The sequence below is a fragment of the Lysobacter sp. Root983 genome, assembly GCF_001429345.1.
Taxonomy (GTDB): domain Bacteria; phylum Pseudomonadota; class Gammaproteobacteria; order Xanthomonadales; family Xanthomonadaceae; genus Lysobacter.
In genome coordinates, this window is sequence record NZ_LMJO01000012.1 from 828,303 (window position 1) to 848,036 (window position 19,734).

At 69.9% G+C, this 19,734-nt stretch carries 19 protein-coding genes, 1 other RNA gene, 1 pseudogene and 1 riboswitch; of the genes and pseudogenes, 15 read left to right on the forward strand and 6 right to left on the reverse strand.

Features of this window, described 5'->3' with window-relative positions:
- Positions 1-156: 156 nt before the first annotated feature.
- The 13 genes from glyA to thiL all read left to right on the forward strand — a co-directional run bounded on the left by glyA (position 157) and on the right by thiL (position 11,884).
- Positions 157-1,410: a serine hydroxymethyltransferase gene (gene glyA / locus ASE43_RS11105; protein WP_056179097.1), complete on the forward strand. Its 1,254-nt coding sequence runs from the start codon at positions 157-159 to the stop codon at positions 1,408-1,410.
- On the forward strand, positions 1,403-2,062 hold the full coding sequence (locus ASE43_RS11110; protein WP_057160484.1) for a TonB family protein: 660 nt from the start codon (positions 1,403-1,405) through the stop codon (positions 2,060-2,062). Before glyA ends, ASE43_RS11110 begins: the two co-directional genes overlap by 8 nt.
- Before the next feature lie 235 nt (positions 2,063-2,297).
- A complete protein-coding gene (gene nrdR / locus ASE43_RS11120; protein WP_056179102.1) occupies positions 2,298-2,816 on the forward strand; it encodes a transcriptional regulator NrdR in 519 nt (172 codons plus the stop codon).
- 42 nt (positions 2,817-2,858) lie between these two features.
- A complete protein-coding gene (locus ASE43_RS11125) occupies positions 2,859-4,067 on the forward strand; it encodes a hypothetical protein (RefSeq protein WP_057160486.1) in 1,209 nt (402 codons plus the stop codon).
- Positions 4,068-4,085: 18 nt separating this feature from the next.
- On the forward strand, positions 4,086-4,922 hold the full coding sequence (locus tag ASE43_RS11130) for a hypothetical protein (RefSeq protein ID WP_157499860.1): 837 nt from the start codon (positions 4,086-4,088) through the stop codon (positions 4,920-4,922).
- 31 nt (positions 4,923-4,953) lie between these two features.
- A complete protein-coding gene (locus ASE43_RS11135; RefSeq protein ID WP_057160488.1) occupies positions 4,954-5,751 on the forward strand; it encodes a hypothetical protein in 798 nt (265 codons plus the stop codon).
- The gene (gene ribD / locus ASE43_RS11140) at positions 5,748-6,848 is read left to right on the forward strand and encodes a bifunctional diaminohydroxyphosphoribosylaminopyrimidine deaminase/5-amino-6-(5-phosphoribosylamino)uracil reductase RibD (RefSeq protein WP_057160489.1); all 1,101 of its coding nucleotides are present in this window, start codon (positions 5,748-5,750) and stop codon (positions 6,846-6,848) included. Before ASE43_RS11135 ends, ribD begins: the two co-directional genes overlap by 4 nt.
- 10 nt (positions 6,849-6,858) lie before the next feature.
- Positions 6,859-7,620, forward strand: coding sequence for a class I SAM-dependent methyltransferase (locus tag ASE43_RS11145; protein ID WP_057160490.1), 762 nt, complete (start codon positions 6,859-6,861; stop codon positions 7,618-7,620).
- 194 nt (positions 7,621-7,814) lie between these two features.
- Positions 7,815-7,972, forward strand: a riboswitch (FMN riboswitch).
- Positions 7,973-8,103: 131 nt separating this feature from the next.
- On the forward strand, positions 8,104-8,712 hold the full coding sequence (locus ASE43_RS11150) for a riboflavin synthase (RefSeq protein ID WP_056179123.1): 609 nt from the start codon (positions 8,104-8,106) through the stop codon (positions 8,710-8,712).
- Complete coding sequence (ribB, locus tag ASE43_RS11155) at positions 8,709-9,839, forward strand: 3,4-dihydroxy-2-butanone-4-phosphate synthase (RefSeq protein ID WP_057160491.1); 1,131 nt, start codon at positions 8,709-8,711, stop codon at positions 9,837-9,839. The genes ASE43_RS11150 and ribB overlap by 4 nt, the downstream gene beginning before the upstream one ends.
- A gap of 126 nt (positions 9,840-9,965) precedes the next feature.
- Complete coding sequence (gene ribH, locus ASE43_RS11160; protein WP_056179129.1) at positions 9,966-10,463, forward strand: 6,7-dimethyl-8-ribityllumazine synthase; 498 nt, start codon at positions 9,966-9,968, stop codon at positions 10,461-10,463.
- Positions 10,460-10,921, forward strand: a complete 462-nt coding sequence (gene nusB, locus ASE43_RS11165; RefSeq protein ID WP_057160492.1) for a transcription antitermination factor NusB — start codon at positions 10,460-10,462, stop codon at positions 10,919-10,921. The genes ribH and nusB overlap by 4 nt, the downstream gene beginning before the upstream one ends.
- 15 nt (positions 10,922-10,936) lie before the next feature.
- The gene (gene thiL, locus ASE43_RS11170) at positions 10,937-11,884 is read left to right on the forward strand and encodes a thiamine-phosphate kinase (RefSeq protein ID WP_057160493.1); all 948 of its coding nucleotides are present in this window, start codon (positions 10,937-10,939) and stop codon (positions 11,882-11,884) included.
- Positions 11,885-12,566: 682 nt separating this feature from the next.
- Here the strand turns inward: thiL and ASE43_RS11175 are convergent.
- The 4 genes and pseudogenes from ASE43_RS11175 to ASE43_RS11190 form a co-directional block, all read right to left on the reverse strand.
- On the reverse strand, positions 12,567-13,949 hold the full coding sequence (locus ASE43_RS11175; RefSeq protein ID WP_057160494.1) for an FAD-linked oxidase C-terminal domain-containing protein: 1,383 nt from the start codon (positions 13,947-13,949) through the stop codon (positions 12,567-12,569).
- The gene (locus tag ASE43_RS11180) at positions 13,946-14,482 is read right to left on the reverse strand and encodes a metal-dependent hydrolase (RefSeq protein ID WP_057160495.1); all 537 of its coding nucleotides are present in this window, start codon (positions 14,480-14,482) and stop codon (positions 13,946-13,948) included. Before ASE43_RS11180 ends, ASE43_RS11175 begins: the two co-directional genes overlap by 4 nt.
- A 6-nt stretch (positions 14,483-14,488) precedes the next feature.
- Positions 14,489-14,881 (reverse strand): YraN family protein, encoded by a 393-nt coding sequence (locus ASE43_RS11185; RefSeq protein WP_057160496.1) that lies wholly within the window; start codon positions 14,879-14,881, stop codon positions 14,489-14,491.
- Positions 14,882-14,891: 10 nt separating this feature from the next.
- Positions 14,892-16,133 (reverse strand): annotated as a pseudogene (locus tag ASE43_RS11190) (penicillin-binding protein activator); the annotation flags it as partial.
- A 266-nt stretch (positions 16,134-16,399) separates the two neighbouring features.
- Between ASE43_RS11190 and rsmI the strand changes: the two are divergent.
- On the forward strand, positions 16,400-17,224 hold the full coding sequence (gene rsmI, locus ASE43_RS11195) for a 16S rRNA (cytidine(1402)-2'-O)-methyltransferase (protein WP_057160497.1): 825 nt from the start codon (positions 16,400-16,402) through the stop codon (positions 17,222-17,224).
- Between the two features lie 119 nt (positions 17,225-17,343).
- On the opposite strand, the gene ASE43_RS11200 is transcribed toward rsmI, so the two are convergent.
- Positions 17,344-17,685: a hypothetical protein gene (locus tag ASE43_RS11200; RefSeq protein ID WP_057160499.1), complete on the reverse strand. Its 342-nt coding sequence runs from the start codon at positions 17,683-17,685 to the stop codon at positions 17,344-17,346.
- A gap of 101 nt (positions 17,686-17,786) precedes the next feature.
- On the opposite strand from ASE43_RS11200, the gene rnpB reads away from it, so the two are divergent.
- Positions 17,787-18,147: RNase P RNA component class A (gene rnpB / locus ASE43_RS12220), an RNA gene on the forward strand.
- Between the two features lie 770 nt (positions 18,148-18,917).
- Here rnpB and ASE43_RS11205 read toward each other — a convergent pair.
- Positions 18,918-19,406, reverse strand: a complete 489-nt coding sequence (locus ASE43_RS11205; RefSeq protein WP_057160501.1) for a hypothetical protein — start codon at positions 19,404-19,406, stop codon at positions 18,918-18,920.
- Positions 19,407-19,734: the final 328 nt, after the last annotated feature.

Here is a 19,734-nt window from a genome sequence, read left to right on the forward strand (position 1 = left end):
TCCGGGGCCTGCGGGCCCATCATGGCGGTTGGCCGCCATACGCCCCTAGGCTAACATTTCAAGTCTTACGTCAAGCCTGCTCGTAGGTTAACGCCGGCCTGGGCCTGACGCGGCGCACCCCTCTCCCCCCGTCCGTTTTACCCTCCGAGGCCGCGAATGTTCCCCAGCCAGACCCGTATTGCCGGATTCGACGACGAACTCGCCCAGGCCATCGCCGCCGAGGCGCGTCGCCAGGAAGACCACGTCGAACTGATCGCCTCGGAAAACTACGCCAGCCCGCGCGTGCTCGAAGCGCAGGGCAGCGTGCTCACCAACAAGTACGCCGAGGGCTACCCGGGCAAGCGCTATTACGGCGGCTGCGAGTACGTCGACATCGCCGAGCAACTGGCGATCGACCGGGTCAAGGAACTGTTCGGCGCCGACTACGCCAACGTCCAGCCGCACTCGGGCTCGCAGGCCAACCAGGCCGTCTACTTCGCCCTGCTCAACCCCGGCGACACCATCCTGGGCATGAGCCTGGCCCACGGCGGCCACCTCACCCACGGCGCCAAGGTCAACGCCAGCGGCAAGCTGTTCAACGCCGTCCAGTACGGCGTCAACGACCAGGGCCTGATCGATTACGACGAAGTCGAGCGTCTGGCCCTGGAGCACAAGCCCAAGATGGTCGTGGCCGGCTTCTCCGCGTACTCGCAGGTGGTCGACTGGGCGCGCTTCCGCGCCATCGCCGACAAGATCGGCGCCTACCTGTTCGTGGACATGGCCCACGTCGCCGGCCTGATCGCCGCCGGCGTCTACCCCAGCCCGGTCCCGCATGCGCACGTGGTCACCTCGACCACCCACAAGACCCTGCGCGGCCCGCGCGGCGGCATCATCGTCGCCAAGGACGCCTCCGAGGACCTGGTCAAGAAGCTGCAGAGCATCGTGTTCCCGGGCATCCAGGGCGGTCCGCTGATGCACGTGATCGCGGCCAAGGCGGTCGCGTTCAAGGAAGCGCTGGAGCCGGAGTTCAAGGACTACCAGGCCCAGGTGGTCAAGAACGCGCAGGCGATGGCCAAGACCATCATCGCGCGCGGTTACAAGATCGTTTCCGGCGGCACCCAGAACCACCTGATGCTGGTCGACATGATCGGCAAGGGCATCACCGGCAAGGCCGCCGAGGAAGCGCTGGGCAAGGCCCACATCACGGTCAACAAGAACGCCGTGCCGAACGACCCGCAGAAGCCGTTCGTGACCTCGGGCCTGCGCATCGGCACCCCGGCCGTCACCACCCGCGGCTACAAGGAAGCCGACTGCGTGGCGCTGGCCGAGTGGATGTGCGACGTGCTCGACCACCCCACCGACGAGAAGGTCATCGCCGGCGTGCGCGAGAACGTGACCAAGCAGTGCGCGCAGTTCCCGGTGTATGGCTAAGGCCGGTTTCCGGCTGGCGATGGTCGGCTGGCTTGCATGCCTGAGCGTGCAAGCCGCCGAGGCGCCGCTGGCTGGGACAGAGCCGCCGCCGGCGATCGAGTACAGGACGCTGACGCCGGCCGAAGCCGCCGAAGCGACGATCGTCGAGATCAACGCGCCCGCGCCGCCGCCGCTGCCTGACATGCGCGAAAGCATCGGGATGACGGAGACCTACTACATCCCGATGTGCGAGCTGTCCGCCGGAGCGGGGCCGTACCGAACGAACTGGCGCGAGATCTCGGACTTCCACGCGCGCAACCGCGTACCGTGGTTGTCGGAAGCCAATCGCGGCAAGGCGCAAGCCGCCTATACGCAAGAAGGCAGCCGCGCGCCTGAGCCGAACAACCGCCCCGAGGCGGTGTATCCCGCCGCCGCCGGCGACAAGGTCGGCGAGGTGGTGGTCAAGGTCATTATCGACGCCAAGGGCCGCACCCGCGATGCGATGGTGATCTGCAGCAACGACCCGGTTTTCCACGCGCCCGCGTTGGCATTCGCGCGGAAAGTGAGCTACACGCCGGCCTTGAGCGATGGTCGGCCGGTGGCGGACTACGGCAACGTGAGCATGCGTTTTTATCCGGATGGGCCGCAGTACGGGTTTCGGCGGCATAAATGATCGCCTCCGCTACCGGCCGAAACGAAGCCATGAGCCCAATGGGCGTGTCGTCCGCACGAGCCTTGTTCAACGATGCGGCCCTGGCCGCAGTAAGATCGGCGACGTTCGTCCCCGCCACGTCTCGCGGCGTTGCCGTCGCCAGCGTGGAGTCCGTCGAATACCGGTACCCGCGGTTCTGAGCGCATGAACGACGCGAAGGCCGATTCCCCGCTGCTGTCCAGCCAAGGCTAATCCTTTGCATTGCCCCTTCTGCCAGCACCAGGACACCCGCGTGATCGATTCGCGCGTGTCCGACGACGGCGCCACCATCCGCCGCCGCCGCGTCTGCGAGGCCTGCGGAGAGCGCTTCAGCACGCTCGAGACGATCGAGCTGAAACTGCCGATGATCATCAAGGGCGACGGCCGCCGCGAAGCCTTCGACGCGCGCAAGCTGCGCGTGGGCTTCGACCGTGCGCTGCAGAAGCGGCCGGTGTCGGAGGAGCAGATCGAAGCGGCGGTGCGCGCGGTCGTGCACCAGCTGCGCATGACCGCCGAGCGCGAACTGGCTTCGCGGCGGGTCGGCGAGTTCGTGATGGCCGAGCTGCGTAAGCTCGACCACGTCGGCTACGTGCGCTTCGCCTCGGTCTACCGCTCGTTCGAGGACGTGGCCGATTTCCGCGAGGAGCTCGATCGCCTGGAACGCGATATCCCGGGCGACGCGCAGTTGCCGTTGCTGGGCGAGGACGAACCGCGTCCGGATAAGAAGAAGCGCTGAACCGAGCGCGAGCCCCTGTCACGCGCCGAAAGGAGTTCGCGCATGTCGAACGCATTGAAATTTTCGCTGCTCGCCCTGAGCTTGCTCGCGGCCGGCGCCCAGGCCGCCGATCCGATCCAAGACCGCCAACGCGCGGCGTTGGCCGGGCACTACGTCCTGGAAGGCGTGGCCGATGCCGGCTCCGAACTGGAGCTCAGGCCCGACGGCCGCTTCGAGTGGAGCCTGAGCTACGGCCTGATGGTCGAGTCCGCCAGCGGCATCTGGAATGTGGGCGCGGATAGGGTGGTGCTGACCATGCAAGCGCCGGCCGAAGGCAAGCCGCTGTTCTCGCTCGATCAGGTGCTGCCGTGGAATCAGGACGCGCAGCGGCGCCTGGAAGAGTTTGCGCAGGAACAGCGCGACGCGATGGCCGAACGCGCATGCGGCTTCGCGCAGACCTACCGGCTCGGCCTGGCTCAGGCCGAAACCGAGGCCCTGGTGGCCCAGCCTGCGAACGATCCGGCCGACCCGGCGCATCGCGCCGCCGCCGAGGCGGCCCTGACGCCGGAGTTGGCTGCCCTGGAGCGGTCGCGCCTGGCGGTGGAGGCGGCGGCCGCCACGGCGATCAAGCGCAAGGCGGGATCCGCTGCTGCCTACGACCCCTTGCCGCCGCCGATGCCGTCGGCGACGGACGCGGCCGCGGCGGCCGCGGCCGCCGCGGCGAACGAGGCCAAGGCCATGCAGTCGCCCGGCCACGCGACTCCCGTCGACGAGATGGAAGCCGCCGACCGCGCGGTGCGCGCCTACCTGCGGCAATACCAGCGCGTCGGCGAATTGCACGCGCTGGCCGGCCGCGCCCCGCCGCAGCTGCGCCAACCCCAATTCGATACGACGGGCTGTCTGCCGCCGTCCGCGGCCGCCAAACCCAGCGGCTATGCGGTCGTCGTCGGCGATCCGCAGCGTGGCTACCGGGCCGAGGGCATCGGCGTCGAGTTCGTGTATTCCGATGGTCGCAGTGCGAGCGCCCAGACCAGTCCTGGCGGTTGGGCCCTGGCCTTGCAACGACCAGGTGCGCGTCTGCAACGCGTGGTCCTGCAGGCGCCCGATCGGCCAAGCGAAACCCTGGCGCTGGATGAGGGCCAGGGCCGGGTGTTCGCGATCCGCCTCGACACCGCGGCGGCGCGGCCGCCGTCTTTCGAGCAAATGATCCTGACCCAGGACGATGGCGATCTGATATCGCCGCAGATCCGCGGTCGCTATGTACGGCAGTGACCAGTACAGGAGCGCGACGTGAACCCCGAGATCCCCGCGCGACACCGCGCCGAACCTTGCGCGCGTTTTGCGCGCTTGCCCCGTTGCGCGCGCCTGTGCACCCTGGTCGCCTGCCTGATCCCGGCCGCCTCCGCGGTGGCGGCCTGCAAGCCCGCCGACCCCGCGCTGGCGGCGCGCTACGCCTCGGTGGCCGAAGTGCCGGTGAGCCTGAGCTTGCACCAGGACGGCCGCTTCCGAATCTACGACCTGCCGGCGGCGGCGCCGACACCCGAGGTGACCGGTTGCTGGTCGCGCGACGGCGACCGCGTGATCTTCGCGCCTGGCGCGGATACCGGCGGCGAGGGCATCCAGCGCGTCCTGCCCGATCCGCTGACCCAGGCCGATCTGGACCCGGTGCGCGGCGACGGCATCGAGACGATCGCGCAGGCGGTGGACGCCGGTTTGCTGCCGGCCGGACGCGTGTGGTCGCACCAGGTGCGCAAGCCCGGCGAGCCGGTGCGGGTGAAGCTGTTCGACTCCAAGGTCGGCATCGCCGCGGGCGAGGCCAAGGTCGTGCTGCGCCTGGCCGACGGCCAGGAGCTCGAGGCCAGCGCGGGAACGGGCGACGGCGAGTACGAGCTCGCGTCCTTGCCCGCCGACGCCGTGGTGACCGCCATCGGCGTACGTTTTTCGTACCCGCCCGAGCGCACGCGCTGGCTGACGACGACCGATTCGACCAAGCGCTTGTACCTGATCGATTTCGATGCGCTGGCCGTTGGCGCTCTTCCGGGCGGCCCCTTGACGCTGACGGTCCAAGCCGACGGCAGCCTGCGCGCGGATACGCCCGACCGCATCCATTTCAAACGCACACCATGAGCGCGACCTGCGCCGAGGGAATCTCCACCGCATGACGCGCCATCGATCCTACCCGCGCGCCGCCGGCGCGATCGTGCTGGTGTGCGCCTGGATGCTCGCGCTACCCGCAGCCGCGGCCTGCGCGTCGGGCGACGCGGCGCTCGCGGGGCGTTATGCGGCGAGCGCGACGAAAGCGGCGCCGAGTCTGCAGTTGAACGCGGACGGCAGCTTCCGCCTGCGCGAGCTGCCGATGCCGGGCATGGACGTGACCGGCTGCTGGCAGCGCAGCGACGGCACGCTGGTGCTGGTGGAGCGCATGATCGACAGCGAGGACGGAATCAAGCGCGCGCTACCGCCGCCCCTGACCGAGGCCGATCTGAACAAAGTGCGCGGCGACGGCATCGAAACCCTGCAGCAGGCGGTGGACGCGGGACTGTTGCCGATCGGCACCTGGTGGGCGCACCGGCCGCGTCGCGCCGGCGAGGCCGTTTGGGTGAAGGTGTACGAGCCGCGTATCGGTCTGGCGGTGGGCGAGGCCAAGGCGATGCTGCGTCTAGCCGACGGTCGGGTGATCGAGCAGACCTCGAAGGAGGGCGGCGACGGGGAATTCGAGTTCGCGGCCTTGCCGGCCGATGCCGCGGTGAAAGCCGTCGGCGTACGCTTCCCCGAACAGCCCGACCGTCCACGCTGGCTGAACGTGGACGATGCGACCAAGCTGTTGTACCTGATCGAGTTCGACGCCAACGCCATCGGCGCCAGCGAGGGCGGCGCGATGACCCTGAGCGTGCAGGCGGACCGCAGCCTGATCTCCGACTTTCCCGACGCCACCCATTTCAAGCGCGCCCCATGACGACCTCCTTCACCGCCTCCGATCACCTCCACATGGCCCGCGCGCTGCGCCTGGCCGAGCGCGGCGCCTACACCACCAAGCCCAATCCCATGGTCGGCTGCGTGATCGCCCACGGCGACGAGGTGGTGGGCGAGGGCTGGCACCAGCGCGCGGGCGAGGCGCACGCCGAAGTGCACGCCTTGAACGCGGCCGGCGAACGCGCGCGCGGCGCCACCGCCTACGTCACCCTCGAACCCTGCGCGCACACCGGCCGCACCGGCCCTTGCAGCCAAGCCCTGATCGCGGCCGGCGTCGCGCGCGTGGTCGCGGCGATGCGCGATCCCTTCCCGCAGGTCGACGGCGCCGGCTTCGCCCAGCTGCAGGCGGCCGGCATCGAGGTGATCAGCGGGCTGATGGAGACGCAGGCGCGCGCGCTCAATCGCGGCTTCCTGTCGCGGATCGAGCGCGGCCGGCCGTGGTTGCGGGTCAAGCTGGCGACCAGCATCGACGGCCGCAGCGCGCTGGCCAACGGCGAATCGAAATGGATCAGCGGCGACGCCTCGCGCCTGGACGTGCAGCGCTGGCGCGCGCGCGCGGGCGCGATCGTCACCGGCGCCGGCACCGTGCTGGCCGACGATCCCTCGCTGACCGTGCGCCTGGGCGACGATACCGCGTTCGTGGCGCCGCTGCGGGTGGTGCTGGATCCGGGCCTGGCCACGGTCGCGCGTGGGCGCGTGCGCGAGGGCGATGCGCCCACCTTGTACCTGCATGCGCCCGACGCCAAGCCGCCGCGCGAACTCACCGCCCAGCACGCCGCGATCGCGGTGCGCGAGGGGCGTTTCGATCTGGACGCGGTGCTGCGCCTGCTGGCCGAGCGCGGCGTCAACGAAATCCAGCTCGAAGCCGGCGCGACCCTGGCCGGCGCCTTCCTCGCCGCCGGCCTGGTCGACGAAGTGTTGCTGTACGTGGCGCCGGTGTTGCTGGGGCAGAACGCGCGGCCCTTGTTCGACGGCCTGGACATCGAGGCCATGACCCAGAAGCTGCGTTTGAACATCGTCGAATCGCGCCGCATCGGCGAGGACGTGCGCCTGTTGCTGCGGCCGGAGACTACGGGCTGAGGGCGAGGTCATGAGCGGCACCGATTTCAAAGACCATTTCTCGGCGATCGCCGGCGCCTACGCGGCGGCGCGGCCCGAGTACCCCGATGCCTTGTTCGACGTGCTGAGCGGCGTGGCGCCGGCGACCGCGCGGGTGTGGGAGCCGGGCTGCGGCAGCGGCCAGGCCACGCGCGGCCTGGCGGCGCGTTTCGCCTGGGTCCACGCCAGCGATCCCAGCGCGCAGCAGATCGCTCAGCACTGGGCACAGGCCGGCGACGCGCGCGTCGAACTCGCGGTCGAACCCGGCGAGCGCACCGCCTTGACCGATGGCAGCGTGCAACTGATCGCGGTCGCTCAGGCCCTGCATTGGTTCGACCGCGCGGCCTTCTTCCGCGAATGCGAGCGCGTGCTCGCGCCCGGCGGCGTGCTTGCGGCCTGGGGCTACGGCGACTTCCTGGCCCCGGAAGGCATGCTGGAGCCGGTCGCGGCGTTCCGCGCCCAGATCGAGGCCTACTGGCCGCCGGAGCGCGCCCAGGTCGACGCCGCCTATGCCGGTTACGACTGGCCGTTCCCCGCGCTGCCCGCGCCCAGCCTGTGGCTGGAGGCCGAATGGTCGTTGGCGCGTTTTCTGGGGTATCTGGGCAGCATGTCGGCGACCGCGCGCTGCCGCGCCGACAGCGGCGACGACCCGGTCGCGCGGCATGCGCCGGCGCTGGCGGCGGCCTGGGGCGATGCGGGCGACCTGCGCACGCTGCAGTGGCCGCTGTTTTTGCATTTGCGGCGCAAGGCTTGAAAGCAAATCCCCCCTAGCCCCCTTTTTCAAAGGGGGGGCAGCGCCCGCTTCTCTTCCCCCTTTGAAAAAGGGGGATTGAGGGGGATTTGCTTTAGGCCGCGAACCCCCACCACCCCCAGAACACTGCATCCGGCCGGCCGTCCCCACCCCCGGTGCTAGAATGCCCGCGCCGGTTTCCGGCACTACTACTTACGTAACGTCTTCAGGGCGGGGTGCGATTCCCCACCGGCGGTAGGCGCGGGGCCTAAGCTCCCCGCGTGAGCCCGCGAGCGCCTCCGGCCACGCCGGAGGGTCAGCAGATCCGGTCGGATGCCGGAGCCGACGGTCACAGTCCGGATGAAAGAAGACGGCTTTCGCATGGCGCGCGTCGCCGTGCGCTTGCCTCGTGCCTTGAGGCGTTTTTCGCTCACCATCATGCGGGAAACGTTTCATGTCCAAGCTCCACCTTAGCCGCCGCGCGCTCGCTGTCCGGGAGACGCGCTGATGTTCACCGGCATCATCGAAGGCGTCGGCGCGCTCGCCGATCGCCAGAACCTGGGCGGAGACGTGCGCCTGCGGGTCGCCACCGGCAGCCTCGACTTCGCCGAACCCAAGCTGGGCGAGAGCATCGCGGTCAACGGCGTGTGCCTGACCGTGATTGCGTTCGGCAGCGACTGGTTCGACGCCGACGCCTCCACCGAAACCCTGGCCCTGACCACCCTGGGCGGCCTGCGCGACAACGCCATCCTCAATCTGGAACGTGCGATGCGGCCCAGCGATCGCCTCGGCGGACACCTGGTCAGCGGTCACGTCGACGGCGTCGGCCGCGTTCTCGACGTGCGCGAGGACGCGCGCGCGCAGCGCTGGCGTTTCGCCGCGCCCGCCGCGCTCACGCGCTACATCGCCAAGAAGGGCTCGATCTGCGTCGACGGCGTCAGCCTCACCGTCAACGAAACCGATGCGCAGGGCTTCGAGGTCGCGTTGATCCCGCACACCGTCGCCCACACCGCGTTCGCGCAGACCGCGGTCGGCGATGCGGTGAATCTGGAAATCGACCTGGTCGCCCGTTACGTCGAGCGCCTGCTGGGCCACGCACAGGAGACCGGCGCATGAGTTTCGCCAGCATTCCCGAACTGTTGGAAGAGATCCGTAACGGCCGCATGGTGGTCATCGTCGACGACGAGGACCGCGAGAACGAAGGCGACCTGATCATGGCCGCCGAACTGGTGCGCCCGTCCGACATCAACTTCATGGTCACCCACGCGCGCGGCCTGGTCTGCCTGTCGCTGATGCGCGAGCGCTGCCTGCAACTGGGCCTGGGCCCGATGGTGCGCGACAACACCTCCTCGCACCACACCAACTTCACCGTCAGCATCGAGGCCGCCGAGGGCGTCACCACCGGTATTTCCGCCTACGACCGCGCCCACACCGTGCGCACCGCGGTGCGCCCGGACGCCAAGCCCGCCGACCTCGCCCAGCCCGGCCACATCTTCCCGCTGATGTCGCAGCCCGGCGGCGTGCTCAATCGCGCCGGCCATACCGAGGCGGCCAGCGACCTGGCCATGCTCGCGGGCCTGGAACCGGCGGGCGTGCTGGTGGAGATACTCAACCCCGACGGCAGCATGGCGCGGCGGCCGCAGCTGGAAGCGTTCGCGGCCGAGCATGGGCTCAAGATCGGTTCGATCGAGGAACTGATCCGCTACCGCCTGGCCACCGAGCACACCGTCGAGCGCGTCGACGAGCGCGAGATCGAAACCGAATACGGTCCGTTCCGTTTGATCAGCTACCGCGACCGCCTCAGCCATGCGCTGCATTTCGCGATGCTGCGCGGCCAGCCCGATCCGACCCTGCCGACCCTGGTGCGCGTGCACGTGCAGAACCCGCTGGCCGATGCGCTGCACTGGCGCCGCGCCGACTTCGGCCCCGCGGTCGGCGACGTGCTGGCCGCGATCGCGCGCGAGGAGCGAGGCGCGCTGGTGCTGCTGGGCGACGCCTCCGGCGCCGATGCGCTGCTGGCGCGGGTGCGCGAGCAGCCGGCCGCGCACGAGGCGGAGCCGGTGGCCGCGCCCAGCCAGGGCCATACCCTGGCCGAATGGCGCCGCAACGGCGCCGGAGGCCAGATCCTGGCCGATCTCGGCTTGGCCCGCCTGCGCGTGCTCGGCACGCCCCGGCGCCAGGTCGGCCTGGCCGGCTTCGGCCTGGAAGTCGTCGAATACGTCGATCCGGCCGCGCTGGGCTGAGCCGCGGCGCCCGCGCATGCGTCCGTTCGCGGTCGCGTGCGCGCACCGCGGCGGTCGCGGCCGCCGATTCGTCGGCACTGGCCGCCCCAGCCGCTAAACTACCCCTTTCGTCCAGACGGTTCCCCCATGTCCCATTACGAAGGCGATCTGCGCAGCCCCGAAGGCGCGCGCTACGCCGTCATCGCCAGCCGCTGGAACCCGCGCATCACCGATACGCTGGTCGCCGGCGCGCGCCGCACCTTCGCCGAACACGGCGTCGCCGAGGACGCGATCGACGTGATCCGCGTGCCGGGCGCCTGGGAGCTGCCGGTGGTGGCCGCGCGACTGGCCCGCGCCGGCTCGCACGCCGCGGTGGTCGCGCTGGGCTGCGTGGTGCGCGGCGATACCCGCCACTACGAGCAGGTCGCCGACGGTTGTTCCGAGGGACTGATGCGGGTATCGCTGGACTACGGCTTGCCGATCGCCAACGGCGTGCTGGCGGTGGAGCGTCACGAAGACGCCGAGGCCCGCGCCGGCGGCAGCCACGGCAACAAGGGCGAGGAGTGCGCATTGGCCGCATTGGAGATGGCCCACCTGCTCGCGCAGGCGCCGTTCGAGCAAGCATCACAGGAGCACAGCCGATGAACCGCCGCCGCCACGATGGCATCGATCCGGTCGCGCGTTCGCGCGCACGTCGCCGCGCGCTGCAGGCGGTCTACGCCTGGCAGTTGTCGGGCGCGCGCGTCGAGGACGTGATCGCCCAGTTCGCGCACGAACAGGCCCACGAAGTCGCCGACCTGCTGTATTTCGAGGATCTGGTGCGCGGCGTCGACAAGTACCAGGAAGAACTGGACGTCGCGCTGGCGCCGTTCCTGGACCGCGACATCGAGCAGGTCGATCCGATCGAGCGCGCGGTGCTGCGCATCGCCGCCTACGAGCTGCGCCGCCGCCCGGACGTGCCGTATCGCGTGGTCCTCAACGAGGCCATCGAAACGGTGAAGCGTTTCGGTGCCGAGCACGGGCACACCTACGTCAACGGCGTGCTCGATCATGCCGCCGCCGATTGGCGCCCGGTGGAAACGCAGGCGCCGCGCACCAAATAAGCGCGACCTGCCGCGATGGCCGAATTCGACCTGATCGCGCGCATCCGCCAGCGCGTGGCCGCGCGCGACGACGTCGTGCTCGGCATCGGCGACGATGCGGCGGTGCTGCGCGTGCCGGCCGGGCGCGAGCTGGTGGTGGCGATGGACACGCTCAACAGCGGCGTGCATTTCCCCGACGAGACCGCGCCGGCCGATATCGGCTGGAAAGCCCTGGCCGTGAATCTGTCGGACCTGGCCGCGATGGCGGTCGAGCCGGCCTGGTGCACCTTGTCGCTGTCCCTGCCGCAGGCCGACGCGGGCTGGTTGGACGGGTTCCTCGACGGTTTTCTCGGCCTGGCCGCGCAGCACCGTGTGGCCCTGGTAGGCGGCGACACCACCCGCGGCCCGTTGTCGGTGTGCGTGACCGTGCATGGGCTGGTCGAACCGGGCCGCGCACTGCGCCGCGATGGCGCGCGCGTAGGCGACACGGTATGGGTCAGCGGCAGCCTGGGCGATGCCGCGGGCGCTCTGGCGCAGTGGCGCGCGGGCGCGGCGATGGACGCCTTCCTGCGCGAGCGCCTGAACCGGCCGACGCCGCGCTTGGCCTTACTGCCCGCGTTGCGGCATGCGCACGCGGGCATCGACGTGTCGGACGGTTTGTTGGCCGATCTGGGGCATGTGTGCGCGGCCAGCGGCGTGGGGGCGCAAGTCGATCTGCCTGCGCTGCCCGCTACGGAAGCCTTGCGCGCGTGCTTCGACGACGCGACGCGGTATCGGCTGCAGGCCACAGGCGGCGACGATTACGAGCTGTGCTTCACCGCGCCGCAGAGCGCGCGCGAGGCGATCCTGCGCGACGCGACCGACGCCGGCGTGGCGGTTGCCGCGATCGGCCGCGTGGTGGCGGGCACGGGCGTGTCGGCGTTCGATGCCGAGGGTTCGCCTTGGCGGGACGCGCGCACGGGGTACGACCACTTCGCCGCGTAGGCGGTCGTGGTTCCCATCGCGCATGGTCGCAACGCACCTGCGCGCGCTTGCGCGACGATGCGGCCGCGTAGGCGGTCGTGGTTCCCATCGCGCATGGTCGCAACGCACCTGCGCGCGCTTGCGCGACGATGCGGTTCGCCTGCGGCTCACCGCATCCTACGGCTCTGGCAACCGCGATGCCGTCGCTCTTCCTCCCCCTTTGAAAAAGGGGGATTGAGGGGGATTTGCTTTCGCGCGATGAAAATCAGTCGCGCACAGCCGACAGGCTCGCTACGAGCGGCTCCACCGAACCCTCAATCGATGCCGATGGTTCGCCTTGGCAGAACGCGCGCACGGGGTACGACCACTTCGCCGCGTAGGCGGTCGTGGTTCCCATCGCGCATGGTCGCAACGCACCTGCGCGCGCTTGCGCGACGATGCGGNGACGCGCGCACGGGGTACGACCACTTCGCCGCGTAGGCGGTCGTGGTTCCCATCGCGCATGGTCGCAACGCACCTGCGCGCGCTTGCGCGACGATGCGGTTCGCCTGCGGCTCACCGCATCCTACGGTTCTAGCAACCGCGAGGCCGTCGCTCTTCCTCCCCCTTTGAAAAAGGGGGATTGAGGGGGATTTGCTTCTGCGCGATGAAAATCAGTCGCGCACGGTCCGATACGCTCGCTACCAGCGTCTCCCACGCCCCCTCAATCCGGCAACAACTTCCCCGGATTGAGTATCCCTTGCGGATCGAACACCGCCTTGATCTGGCGCATCAGCGCCAAGGTCGGTGCGTCGATCGCCTGCGTCATAAAGTCGCGCTTGGCCAGGCCGATGCCGTGCTCGCCCGAGAGCGTGCCGCCCAAGGCCAGCGCCAGGCCGAACACCCGCGCCATCGCCGCGTTAGCGCGCGCGCTTTGGTCGGCATCGGCGGGGTCATAGAGCAGGTTCACGTGCAGATTGCCGTTGCCGGCGTGGCCGAAGCAGACGATGGGCAGAGCGAACTCGCGCGCCAAGGCCTGCACGCCGTCGACCAGTTCCGGGATGCGCGACACCGGCACCACCACGTCTTCGTTGATCTTGCCCGGCGCCAGCGTGCGCAGCGCCGGCGACAGCGCCTTGCGCGCGGCCCAGAGCTTTTCGCGCGCGGCCTCGTCGGCCGCATCGTCCAGCGCCAGCAGGCCTTCGCCGGCGGCCGCGCGTTTCAGCGCCTCGATCGCCTGCGGCAAGGTGTCCGCATCGCCGTCGGCCTCGACCATCAGCAGCGCGCCGGCCTCGTGCGGCAGATCCGCGCCGCCGACGTCGCGCGCGAGGCGCAAGGCGTCGCCGTCCATGAATTCCAGCATCGAGGGCGTCACCGGCTGCGCCATCAGGCGCGCCACCGCCAGCGCCGCCGACGAGACATCGCGGTAGATAGCGCGCAGCGCGCGCCGCTGCGGCGCCGACGGCGTGAGCCGCAGGCTGGCCTCGACGATCAGCGCCAGGGTGCCCTCGCTGCCGACCAACAAGCGATGCAGGTCGTAGCCGGTCGAACCCTTGGTGGTCGCGGTGCCGCAGACGATGAGGTCGCCCGCGCCGGTGACCGCCGTGATCGCGAGCACGTTGTCGCGACTGGCGCCGTATTTGACCGCGCGCGGGCCGCCCGCGTTGCAGGCCAGATTGCCGCCGACGGTGCTGAAGGCGGCGCTGGTCGGATCCGGCGGCCAGAACAGGCCGTGCGGCTTGAGCGCGGTTTGCAGCTCGCCGTTGAGCACGCCGGGTTCGACCACCGCGCAGCGGTCGCCGGGACGGATCGCGAGGATGCGGTTCATGCGCTCGAACGACACCACCACGCCCGCCGCGACCGGCACCGAGGCGCCGGTGGTATTGGTGCCGCGCCCGCGCGCGACCACCGGCACGCGGTGCGCGCGACAAGCGCGTACCAGCGCCTGCACCTGCTCGCGCGTGCGCGGCAGCGCGACCGCGTCGGGCAGCGCCTCGCGGCGCGAATTGTCGTAGGCGTAGGCCAGTCGCTCGCCGGGGTCGGTGAGCCAGCCGTCGCCGAGCAGCTCGGCCAGCGTGCGCGCCAGCTCGACCGGCAGCGCGCTCATGGGCGCGTACCCGCGTTCCGGCGCGCCAGCCAGGCCAGCGGCGCCGCCAGCAGCAGGGTCGGCAGCCACACCCATTGGATCTCCGACCACAGCACATGCACACCGCGCAGACTGAAGAAACCGGCGCCGATCGGCGAGACCTCGATCGGCCGCCACGGCGCGAAGAGGCGCGCATCCGACCACGGCCACCATAGGGCGACGCCGAGCCCGCCGTCGGTGAACGCGTCCAGCAAGGGATGCGAAGCCACGCACAGCGCCAGCCACAGCGCCGCCCACAGCGGCGGACTGCGCAGCCAGCGGCTAACGAGCGCGCCCAGCGCGCCGACGGCGGCGGCGAACGCGAAGGAGTGGCTGGCGCCGCGATGGCCGAAATCGTCGGCGTAGGCGATGCCCAGCTTGAACGCGACCACGTCGGCGTCGGGCAGCATGGCCGCGATCGCACCGGCCACCAGCAAACGCCGGTCGACCCGGCGCGGGCCCAGGGCCCAGCCCAGCGCTAGCGGTACCACGGCATGGCTGATGACGGTGGGCATGCGGTGTCAGATCTCGTCGGCGCGGAAGGCGTCGCGCAGCCAGTGCAGGCGCGGGGCGGTGGGATCGCCGTCGGCTTCGATCACGTCGAAGCGGCAGGGCGCGTTGCGGTAGGCGCGGTGCGCGCCGAGGAAGGCCTGCGCGGCCTGGACCAGGCGCCGGCGTTTGCCGATATCGACCGAGGCCGCGCCGCCGCCGAAGGCCGCGCTGCGGCGGTAACGCACCTCGACGAACACCACGCAGTCCTCGCGCGCGGCAGGGTCCAGCATCACCAGATCCAGCTCGCCGAACCGGAAGCTGGCGTTGGCGGCGATATCGCGCAGGCCCTGTTCCAGCAAGTGCGCACGCGCGGCGGCCTCGACCGCCGCGCCGCGGCTGCGTCGGTCCGTCGGCGCGGCCATGCTGGCTGGCTTACTGGCGCGCCACGTCGCTCAGCGAAACCGCGACGCCGCTGCTGAAGGTCGACCACGCCGGCGTGCGCATCACGTTGCCGAAGCCGTCGATGCGCAGGGTGCCGGTGGCGCCGGTGATCTGGCCGTCGGTGGCGGTCGCCATGCGTTCCAGATAGGCCGACAACAGCCAGGCGTCGTAGCCGAACGCGAACAGGCGCGCGGCCGGCCCGCGCGCGGTCGGCAGGGTCTGACCGGCGGACGCCGCCGCCGGCAGGCCGCGCACGCCGCGGGTGGTCCAGGCTTCGGAGGGGAACACGATGCCGTCCAGCACGCGGTCCTGTTCCGGCTTGCCGGTGCCCGACAGCACATAGGAGGTCGCCACGCGCGGCTTGCCGCCCAGGCCGGCCAGGGCCAGCTTGGGCATCAGCGTGCGCGCCGAGGCGCCCTTGACCGCAAGGAAGATCGCATCGATGCCGCCTTCTTTGTTGGCGAACGGCGCGAAGTCGGCGGTGCCTTCGCCGACCACGTCGCTGACCGCGGCGCCACGCTCGTTCAGGCGTGCGCGCAGCGCGGCCACCGCGCGGTTCTGACCGTCGTCGCCGCCGCCGACCACCAGCACGCGACGCGCACCGCGGCCGAGCAGGTAGTCGGCCGCCGCGATGCCTTCGTCTTCCGGCGACAGCGAGAAGCTGGCATTGCCGGACGGCGGCGCGACGCTACCGCGGTTGAGCGCGAGCACCGGCAAAGGCAGCGCGCCCTTACCGAACAGCGCGCTGACCTCGTCGCGGCCGAGCGGGCCGACCACGAAATCGTTGCCCTCGGCGGCGGCCTTGTCGTAGGCGGCCAAGGTGCCGCCGGCGGTGCCGAGGGTGTCGTAGAACACCACGTCCGGACGTCGGCGGTTCTCGCCGTAGTAGCCGGCGAGGAAGCCGTCGCGCACCGGCGAGGCGGCGGTGGCCAGGCCGCCCGACAACGGCAGCAGCACCGCGATCTTGTTCGGCGGGCGGTAGCCATCGCTGTCGGCCGGCGGGCGGCTGGGATCGAGGCGCAAATTGCGGTCGAACGGGCGCGGCAGCGGCAGGCCGCGGCGCAGCAGGGCACGGCCTGCGTAGTTGTAGAGCGGGTCGCCGGCCGGCAGCGCCGCGGCTTCGCGGGCCAGGCTGTCGTTGTCGAGCTGATTGAGCAGGCGCTCGATCTGGCTGTCGTTCTCGCTGCGCGCCGCGCCGCTGAGGGCGGCGCCGTTGCGCGCCAGCTCGGCGGCCTGCATCACCAACGGATGGCCGGCGGTCCGCGCCGGCGCCGGGCCGGTTTGGGTGGCTACCGTGCCGCAGCCCGCCAGCGCGAGGCCCAGCGCCAGAGCGGCCAAGGCGAACCGCGCGCCGCGCCAGCCGACCCGGCCGGCAGCGGTAGGCGTGAGGGGGGATCCTGCGATCTCGAGCTGAAGGCGCATCGGCTTGCTTCCCGCCGCGACGCGGCGTTCCTTGGGGGACCGGTTAGGATTCTACCCGGCCCCGACACGGAAGCACGATGCACAGCCCCGGCACCCTTCACATCGTTGCGACCCCGATCGGCAACCTAGGCGACCTGTCGCCGCGCGCGCTGGAGACCCTGCGCGGAGTGGCCGCGATCTGCGCCGAGGACACCCGCCACACCCGTCAGCTGCTGTCCCACTTCGGCCTGGAGCGGCCGCTGCTGGCCCTGCACCAGCACAACGAGGACGCCCAGGCCGCGCAACTGATCGCGCGCCTGCAGGCCGGCGACTCGCTGGCGCTGGTGTCCGACGCCGGCACGCCCCTGGTCAGCGATCCCGGTTTCCGCCTGGTGCGCGCCGCGCGCGCGGCCGGCATCCGGGTCTCGCCGGTGCCCGGCGCCTGCGCCGCGATCGCCGCGCTCAGCGTGGCCGGGTTGGCCTCGGACCGGTTCGCGTTCGAAGGCTTCCTGCCGGCCAAGGCGTCCGCGCGCCGCGAGCGCCTGAGCCGGCTGGCGGCCGAACCGCGCACCTTGCTGTTCTACGAATCCGCGCATCGCATCGAAGAAGCCTTGGCCGACATGGCCGCCGCGTTCGGCGACGAGCGCCCGGCGGTGCTCGCGCGCGAGCTGACCAAACTGTTCGAGACCGTGCTCGACGGCAGCCTGGCGCAATTGCGCGAACGCGTCGCCGCCGATCCGAACCAGCGCAAGGGCGAGTTCGTGGTGATGATCGAAGGCGCTGGCGAAGACGCCGATGCGCAGATCGTCGAAGGGCGGCGGCTGTATGCGAAGCTGACCGAATACTTGAAGCCGTCGCAGGCCGCCAAAGTGGCGGCAGAGCTCAGCGGAGCATCGCGCAAGATGCTATACGGCGGCGATTGAGCGATCGGCGGGCGGTCTCGCAGTACCGCGCCCTGTATGCGGCGCGACCTTGCATTCGAGCTGCCGACGAGTTGCGCCGATGCTGGCCGCAGCGAAGGCTTGTTCGCTTTCGCGGGCGGCTAATCCGCTTGCGTCGGGCGCGGGTGCAGCAGCGCGGCGACCAATCGACCCATCAGTTGCGGGCCGGCTAGTACCTGGAAGCTCCAGATGTCTTCGGACACGAAGATCGGCAGGCCGTTGAGCAGGATCACCCGCTCGCCGCCGTCGATACCGTACATCTGCTCCAGGTCGGTTTCGGTTTCGCGGATCGAGCGATACGCCGGCCAGAAGGCGTCACGCAAACGCTGTTCGGTCCAGTCGGGCAGGCGCTGGGCCAGGTCCTGGGCGCCGATCAGGCCGTGACGGCGCAACATGCCCGACGGATACAGCGGGTAATGGTCTTCCGGGTCGTCGCTATGCATGGGTTCCAGCCGATCCTTACCTGAGCGCGCGCTTTGTGCGTTTTCGCCAATTTAGCCCCGCCGCGTCGGCGCGGCGTCCCACGTGCGACAATACGCGCGGCGGAGTCGGCCAGGCAGTCGCGTCATCGGATCGCAAGATCGGGTGCCGAGGAAAGTCCGGGCTCCACAGGGCACGGTGCCAGGTAACGCCTGGGCGGCGCGAGCCGACGGAAAGTGCAACAGAGAGCAAACCGCCGAACGGCGTCGCAAGACGCGCGTGGTAAGGGTGAAACGGTGCGGTAAGAGCGCACCGCGAGTCCGGTAACGGACCGGCACGGCAAACCCCACCGGGAGCAAGGCCAAATAGGGAGACTATGCCGCGGCCCGCGGTGTCTCCGGGTAGGCTGCTTGAGCGTAACGGCGACGTTGCGCCTAGAGGAATGACTGCTCACGACAGAACCCGGCTTATGGCCGGCTCCGCCGCTTTTTTAGACGCCAGTGGCGTCTAAAAAAGCCCCAAAGTTTTCGTAGAAAACTTTGGGCCCCAGGCCTCTTCTTCCAATCCCCGCCGCTTCGCGGCGCCCCCTTACTAAGGGGGGCATTTCGTGCTGCGCACGAAATCCCTAACTTGCTGCGCAAGTTCGGGCCCCGCTATGTGCCTCCAATCCCCGCGGCTGTCGCCGCGCCCCCTTACTAAGGGGGCTCTCCATATCGAGCGGCGTCGCTGTGGTCGCTTCCTGTGGGAGCGGCGTGAGCCGCGATGTATTTCGTGCTGCGCACGAAATCCCAAACTTGCTGCGCAAGCTCGGGCCCCGCTATGTGCTTCCGATCCCTGCCGCTTCGCGGCGCCCCCTTACTATGGGGGGAGCATTTCGTGCTGCGCACGAAATCCCAAACTTGCTGCGCAAGTTCGGGCCCCGCTATGTGCCTCCAATCCCCGCGGCTGTCGCCGCGCCCCCATACTAAGGGGGCTCTCCACGTTGTGGCGATGGCGGGGGCATTTGTACGTTTTATGGCTTGCGATTTTGCTCCCTCTCCCGTTTACGGGAGAGGGTTGGGGTGAGGGCACGCGGGGCATCGGGTTCGCGCCGAAATTCTCGTTTCGCGCGCTCTTTGTTTCGCGCATGCGCAGCGAAAAATCGGCATGCGGATTACTTCGCCAAACCGATCTGCTTCATGAAGGCCTGGTTGTCCCAGAACAGCCCCTTGCTATCGAGCCGCGACGCCGTAGGCGGCAATGAGCTGCGCTTGCCTTATTCGTCCTCGCGGACGTGCAACTGCGCGATGGCCGAGTCCTTGAGGGTTCCGGGTTCCTTCTTAATCCTCCCGGCCTCCAGCGACATCATTGCGTAGATGATCGGGCCAACGGCGCGCCTGTCGGCGTTGCCCGGCGCACCCACGTACCGGAACAGTCGCGGCTTCTTGTTCGGATTGTTGGGCACCCACACGCCGCCCTGCGTCTGGATGACTTGTCCGTCGCCGAGGAAGTTGACCAGCCGGAAGCAACCCTCGGGGCCGATGAAATAATCGCCGGACGAATCCCGGTGCGCGACGCGGTAGGTGCATGCGCCCAGCGTGATGTTGGACGGCTGCCCTTTGTCGGTGAAGTAGTCCTGGGCGACGACGTCCTGCTCCAGGGTGAAGTAGCGCTTCGCGGCCTCGGCCGGCGCGGGCTTCGGTGGGCGGGCGTGACCGACGCCGAGGCTCGCGCATAAGACGATCAGAAGCAGCATCCATTTCATGTAGCGATCCCCAGCACCTGCGCCGACAGCGCCGTGAGCTTAGTAGCGCGCCCCGAGATTGTCGCGGGCGTGGCCGCGTGCCCCTATTCAGGATTCTGGCGCGGCGCGCTGGCGTTGGCAGGTCGGCCCCGGATCGCCCGGCTCATCGTCCCAATTTGAGTGTTGCGGCGCAGCAGGCTGGCTGCCGGGCGGCCGCAGATTGCGACGGCGGTCAAACTAATCGCCAGAATCTCAAAATATGAGACGAAACAAAGGTTAGTGGATAAGTCTTGAATAAAACTCTGAAGATTGCCGCAAGCCATTGATGCGCCTAGCGAAATTCCGTCTC

What these genes read in the sequence shown, in the direction of transcription:
- ASE43_RS11175 (WP_057160494.1), bottom strand. Translation starts at nt 13,949, where the DNA reads ATGAGCGCGCTGCCGGTCGAGCTGGCGCGCACGCTGGCCGAGCTGCTC.
- ASE43_RS11200 (WP_057160499.1), bottom strand. Translation starts at nt 17,685, where the DNA reads ATGCATAGCGACGACCCGGAAGACCATTACCCGCTGTATCCGTCGGGC.
- ASE43_RS11145 (WP_057160490.1), top strand. Translation starts at nt 6,859, where the DNA reads ATGAGCGGCACCGATTTCAAAGACCATTTCTCGGCGATCGCCGGCGCC.
- ASE43_RS11180 (WP_057160495.1), bottom strand. Translation starts at nt 14,482, where the DNA reads ATGCCCACCGTCATCAGCCATGCCGTGGTACCGCTAGCGCTGGGCTGG.
- rsmI (WP_057160497.1), top strand. Translation starts at nt 16,400, where the DNA reads ATGCACAGCCCCGGCACCCTTCACATCGTTGCGACCCCGATCGGCAAC.
- ASE43_RS11135 (WP_057160488.1), top strand. Translation starts at nt 4,954, where the DNA reads ATGACGCGCCATCGATCCTACCCGCGCGCCGCCGGCGCGATCGTGCTG.
- thiL (WP_057160493.1), top strand. Translation starts at nt 10,937, where the DNA reads ATGGCCGAATTCGACCTGATCGCGCGCATCCGCCAGCGCGTGGCCGCG.
- nusB (WP_057160492.1), top strand. Translation starts at nt 10,460, where the DNA reads ATGAACCGCCGCCGCCACGATGGCATCGATCCGGTCGCGCGTTCGCGC.
- ASE43_RS11150 (WP_056179123.1), top strand. Translation starts at nt 8,104, where the DNA reads ATGTTCACCGGCATCATCGAAGGCGTCGGCGCGCTCGCCGATCGCCAG.
- ASE43_RS11205 (WP_057160501.1), bottom strand. Translation starts at nt 19,406, where the DNA reads ATGAAATGGATGCTGCTTCTGATCGTCTTATGCGCGAGCCTCGGCGTC.
- glyA (WP_056179097.1), top strand. Translation starts at nt 157, where the DNA reads ATGTTCCCCAGCCAGACCCGTATTGCCGGATTCGACGACGAACTCGCC.
- ASE43_RS11110 (WP_057160484.1), top strand. Translation starts at nt 1,403, where the DNA reads ATGGCTAAGGCCGGTTTCCGGCTGGCGATGGTCGGCTGGCTTGCATGC.
- ASE43_RS11125 (WP_057160486.1), top strand. Translation starts at nt 2,859, where the DNA reads ATGTCGAACGCATTGAAATTTTCGCTGCTCGCCCTGAGCTTGCTCGCG.
- ribB (WP_057160491.1), top strand. Translation starts at nt 8,709, where the DNA reads ATGAGTTTCGCCAGCATTCCCGAACTGTTGGAAGAGATCCGTAACGGC.
- ribD (WP_057160489.1), top strand. Translation starts at nt 5,748, where the DNA reads ATGACGACCTCCTTCACCGCCTCCGATCACCTCCACATGGCCCGCGCG.
- ASE43_RS11185 (WP_057160496.1), bottom strand. Translation starts at nt 14,881, where the DNA reads ATGGCCGCGCCGACGGACCGACGCAGCCGCGGCGCGGCGGTCGAGGCC.
- ribH (WP_056179129.1), top strand. Translation starts at nt 9,966, where the DNA reads ATGTCCCATTACGAAGGCGATCTGCGCAGCCCCGAAGGCGCGCGCTAC.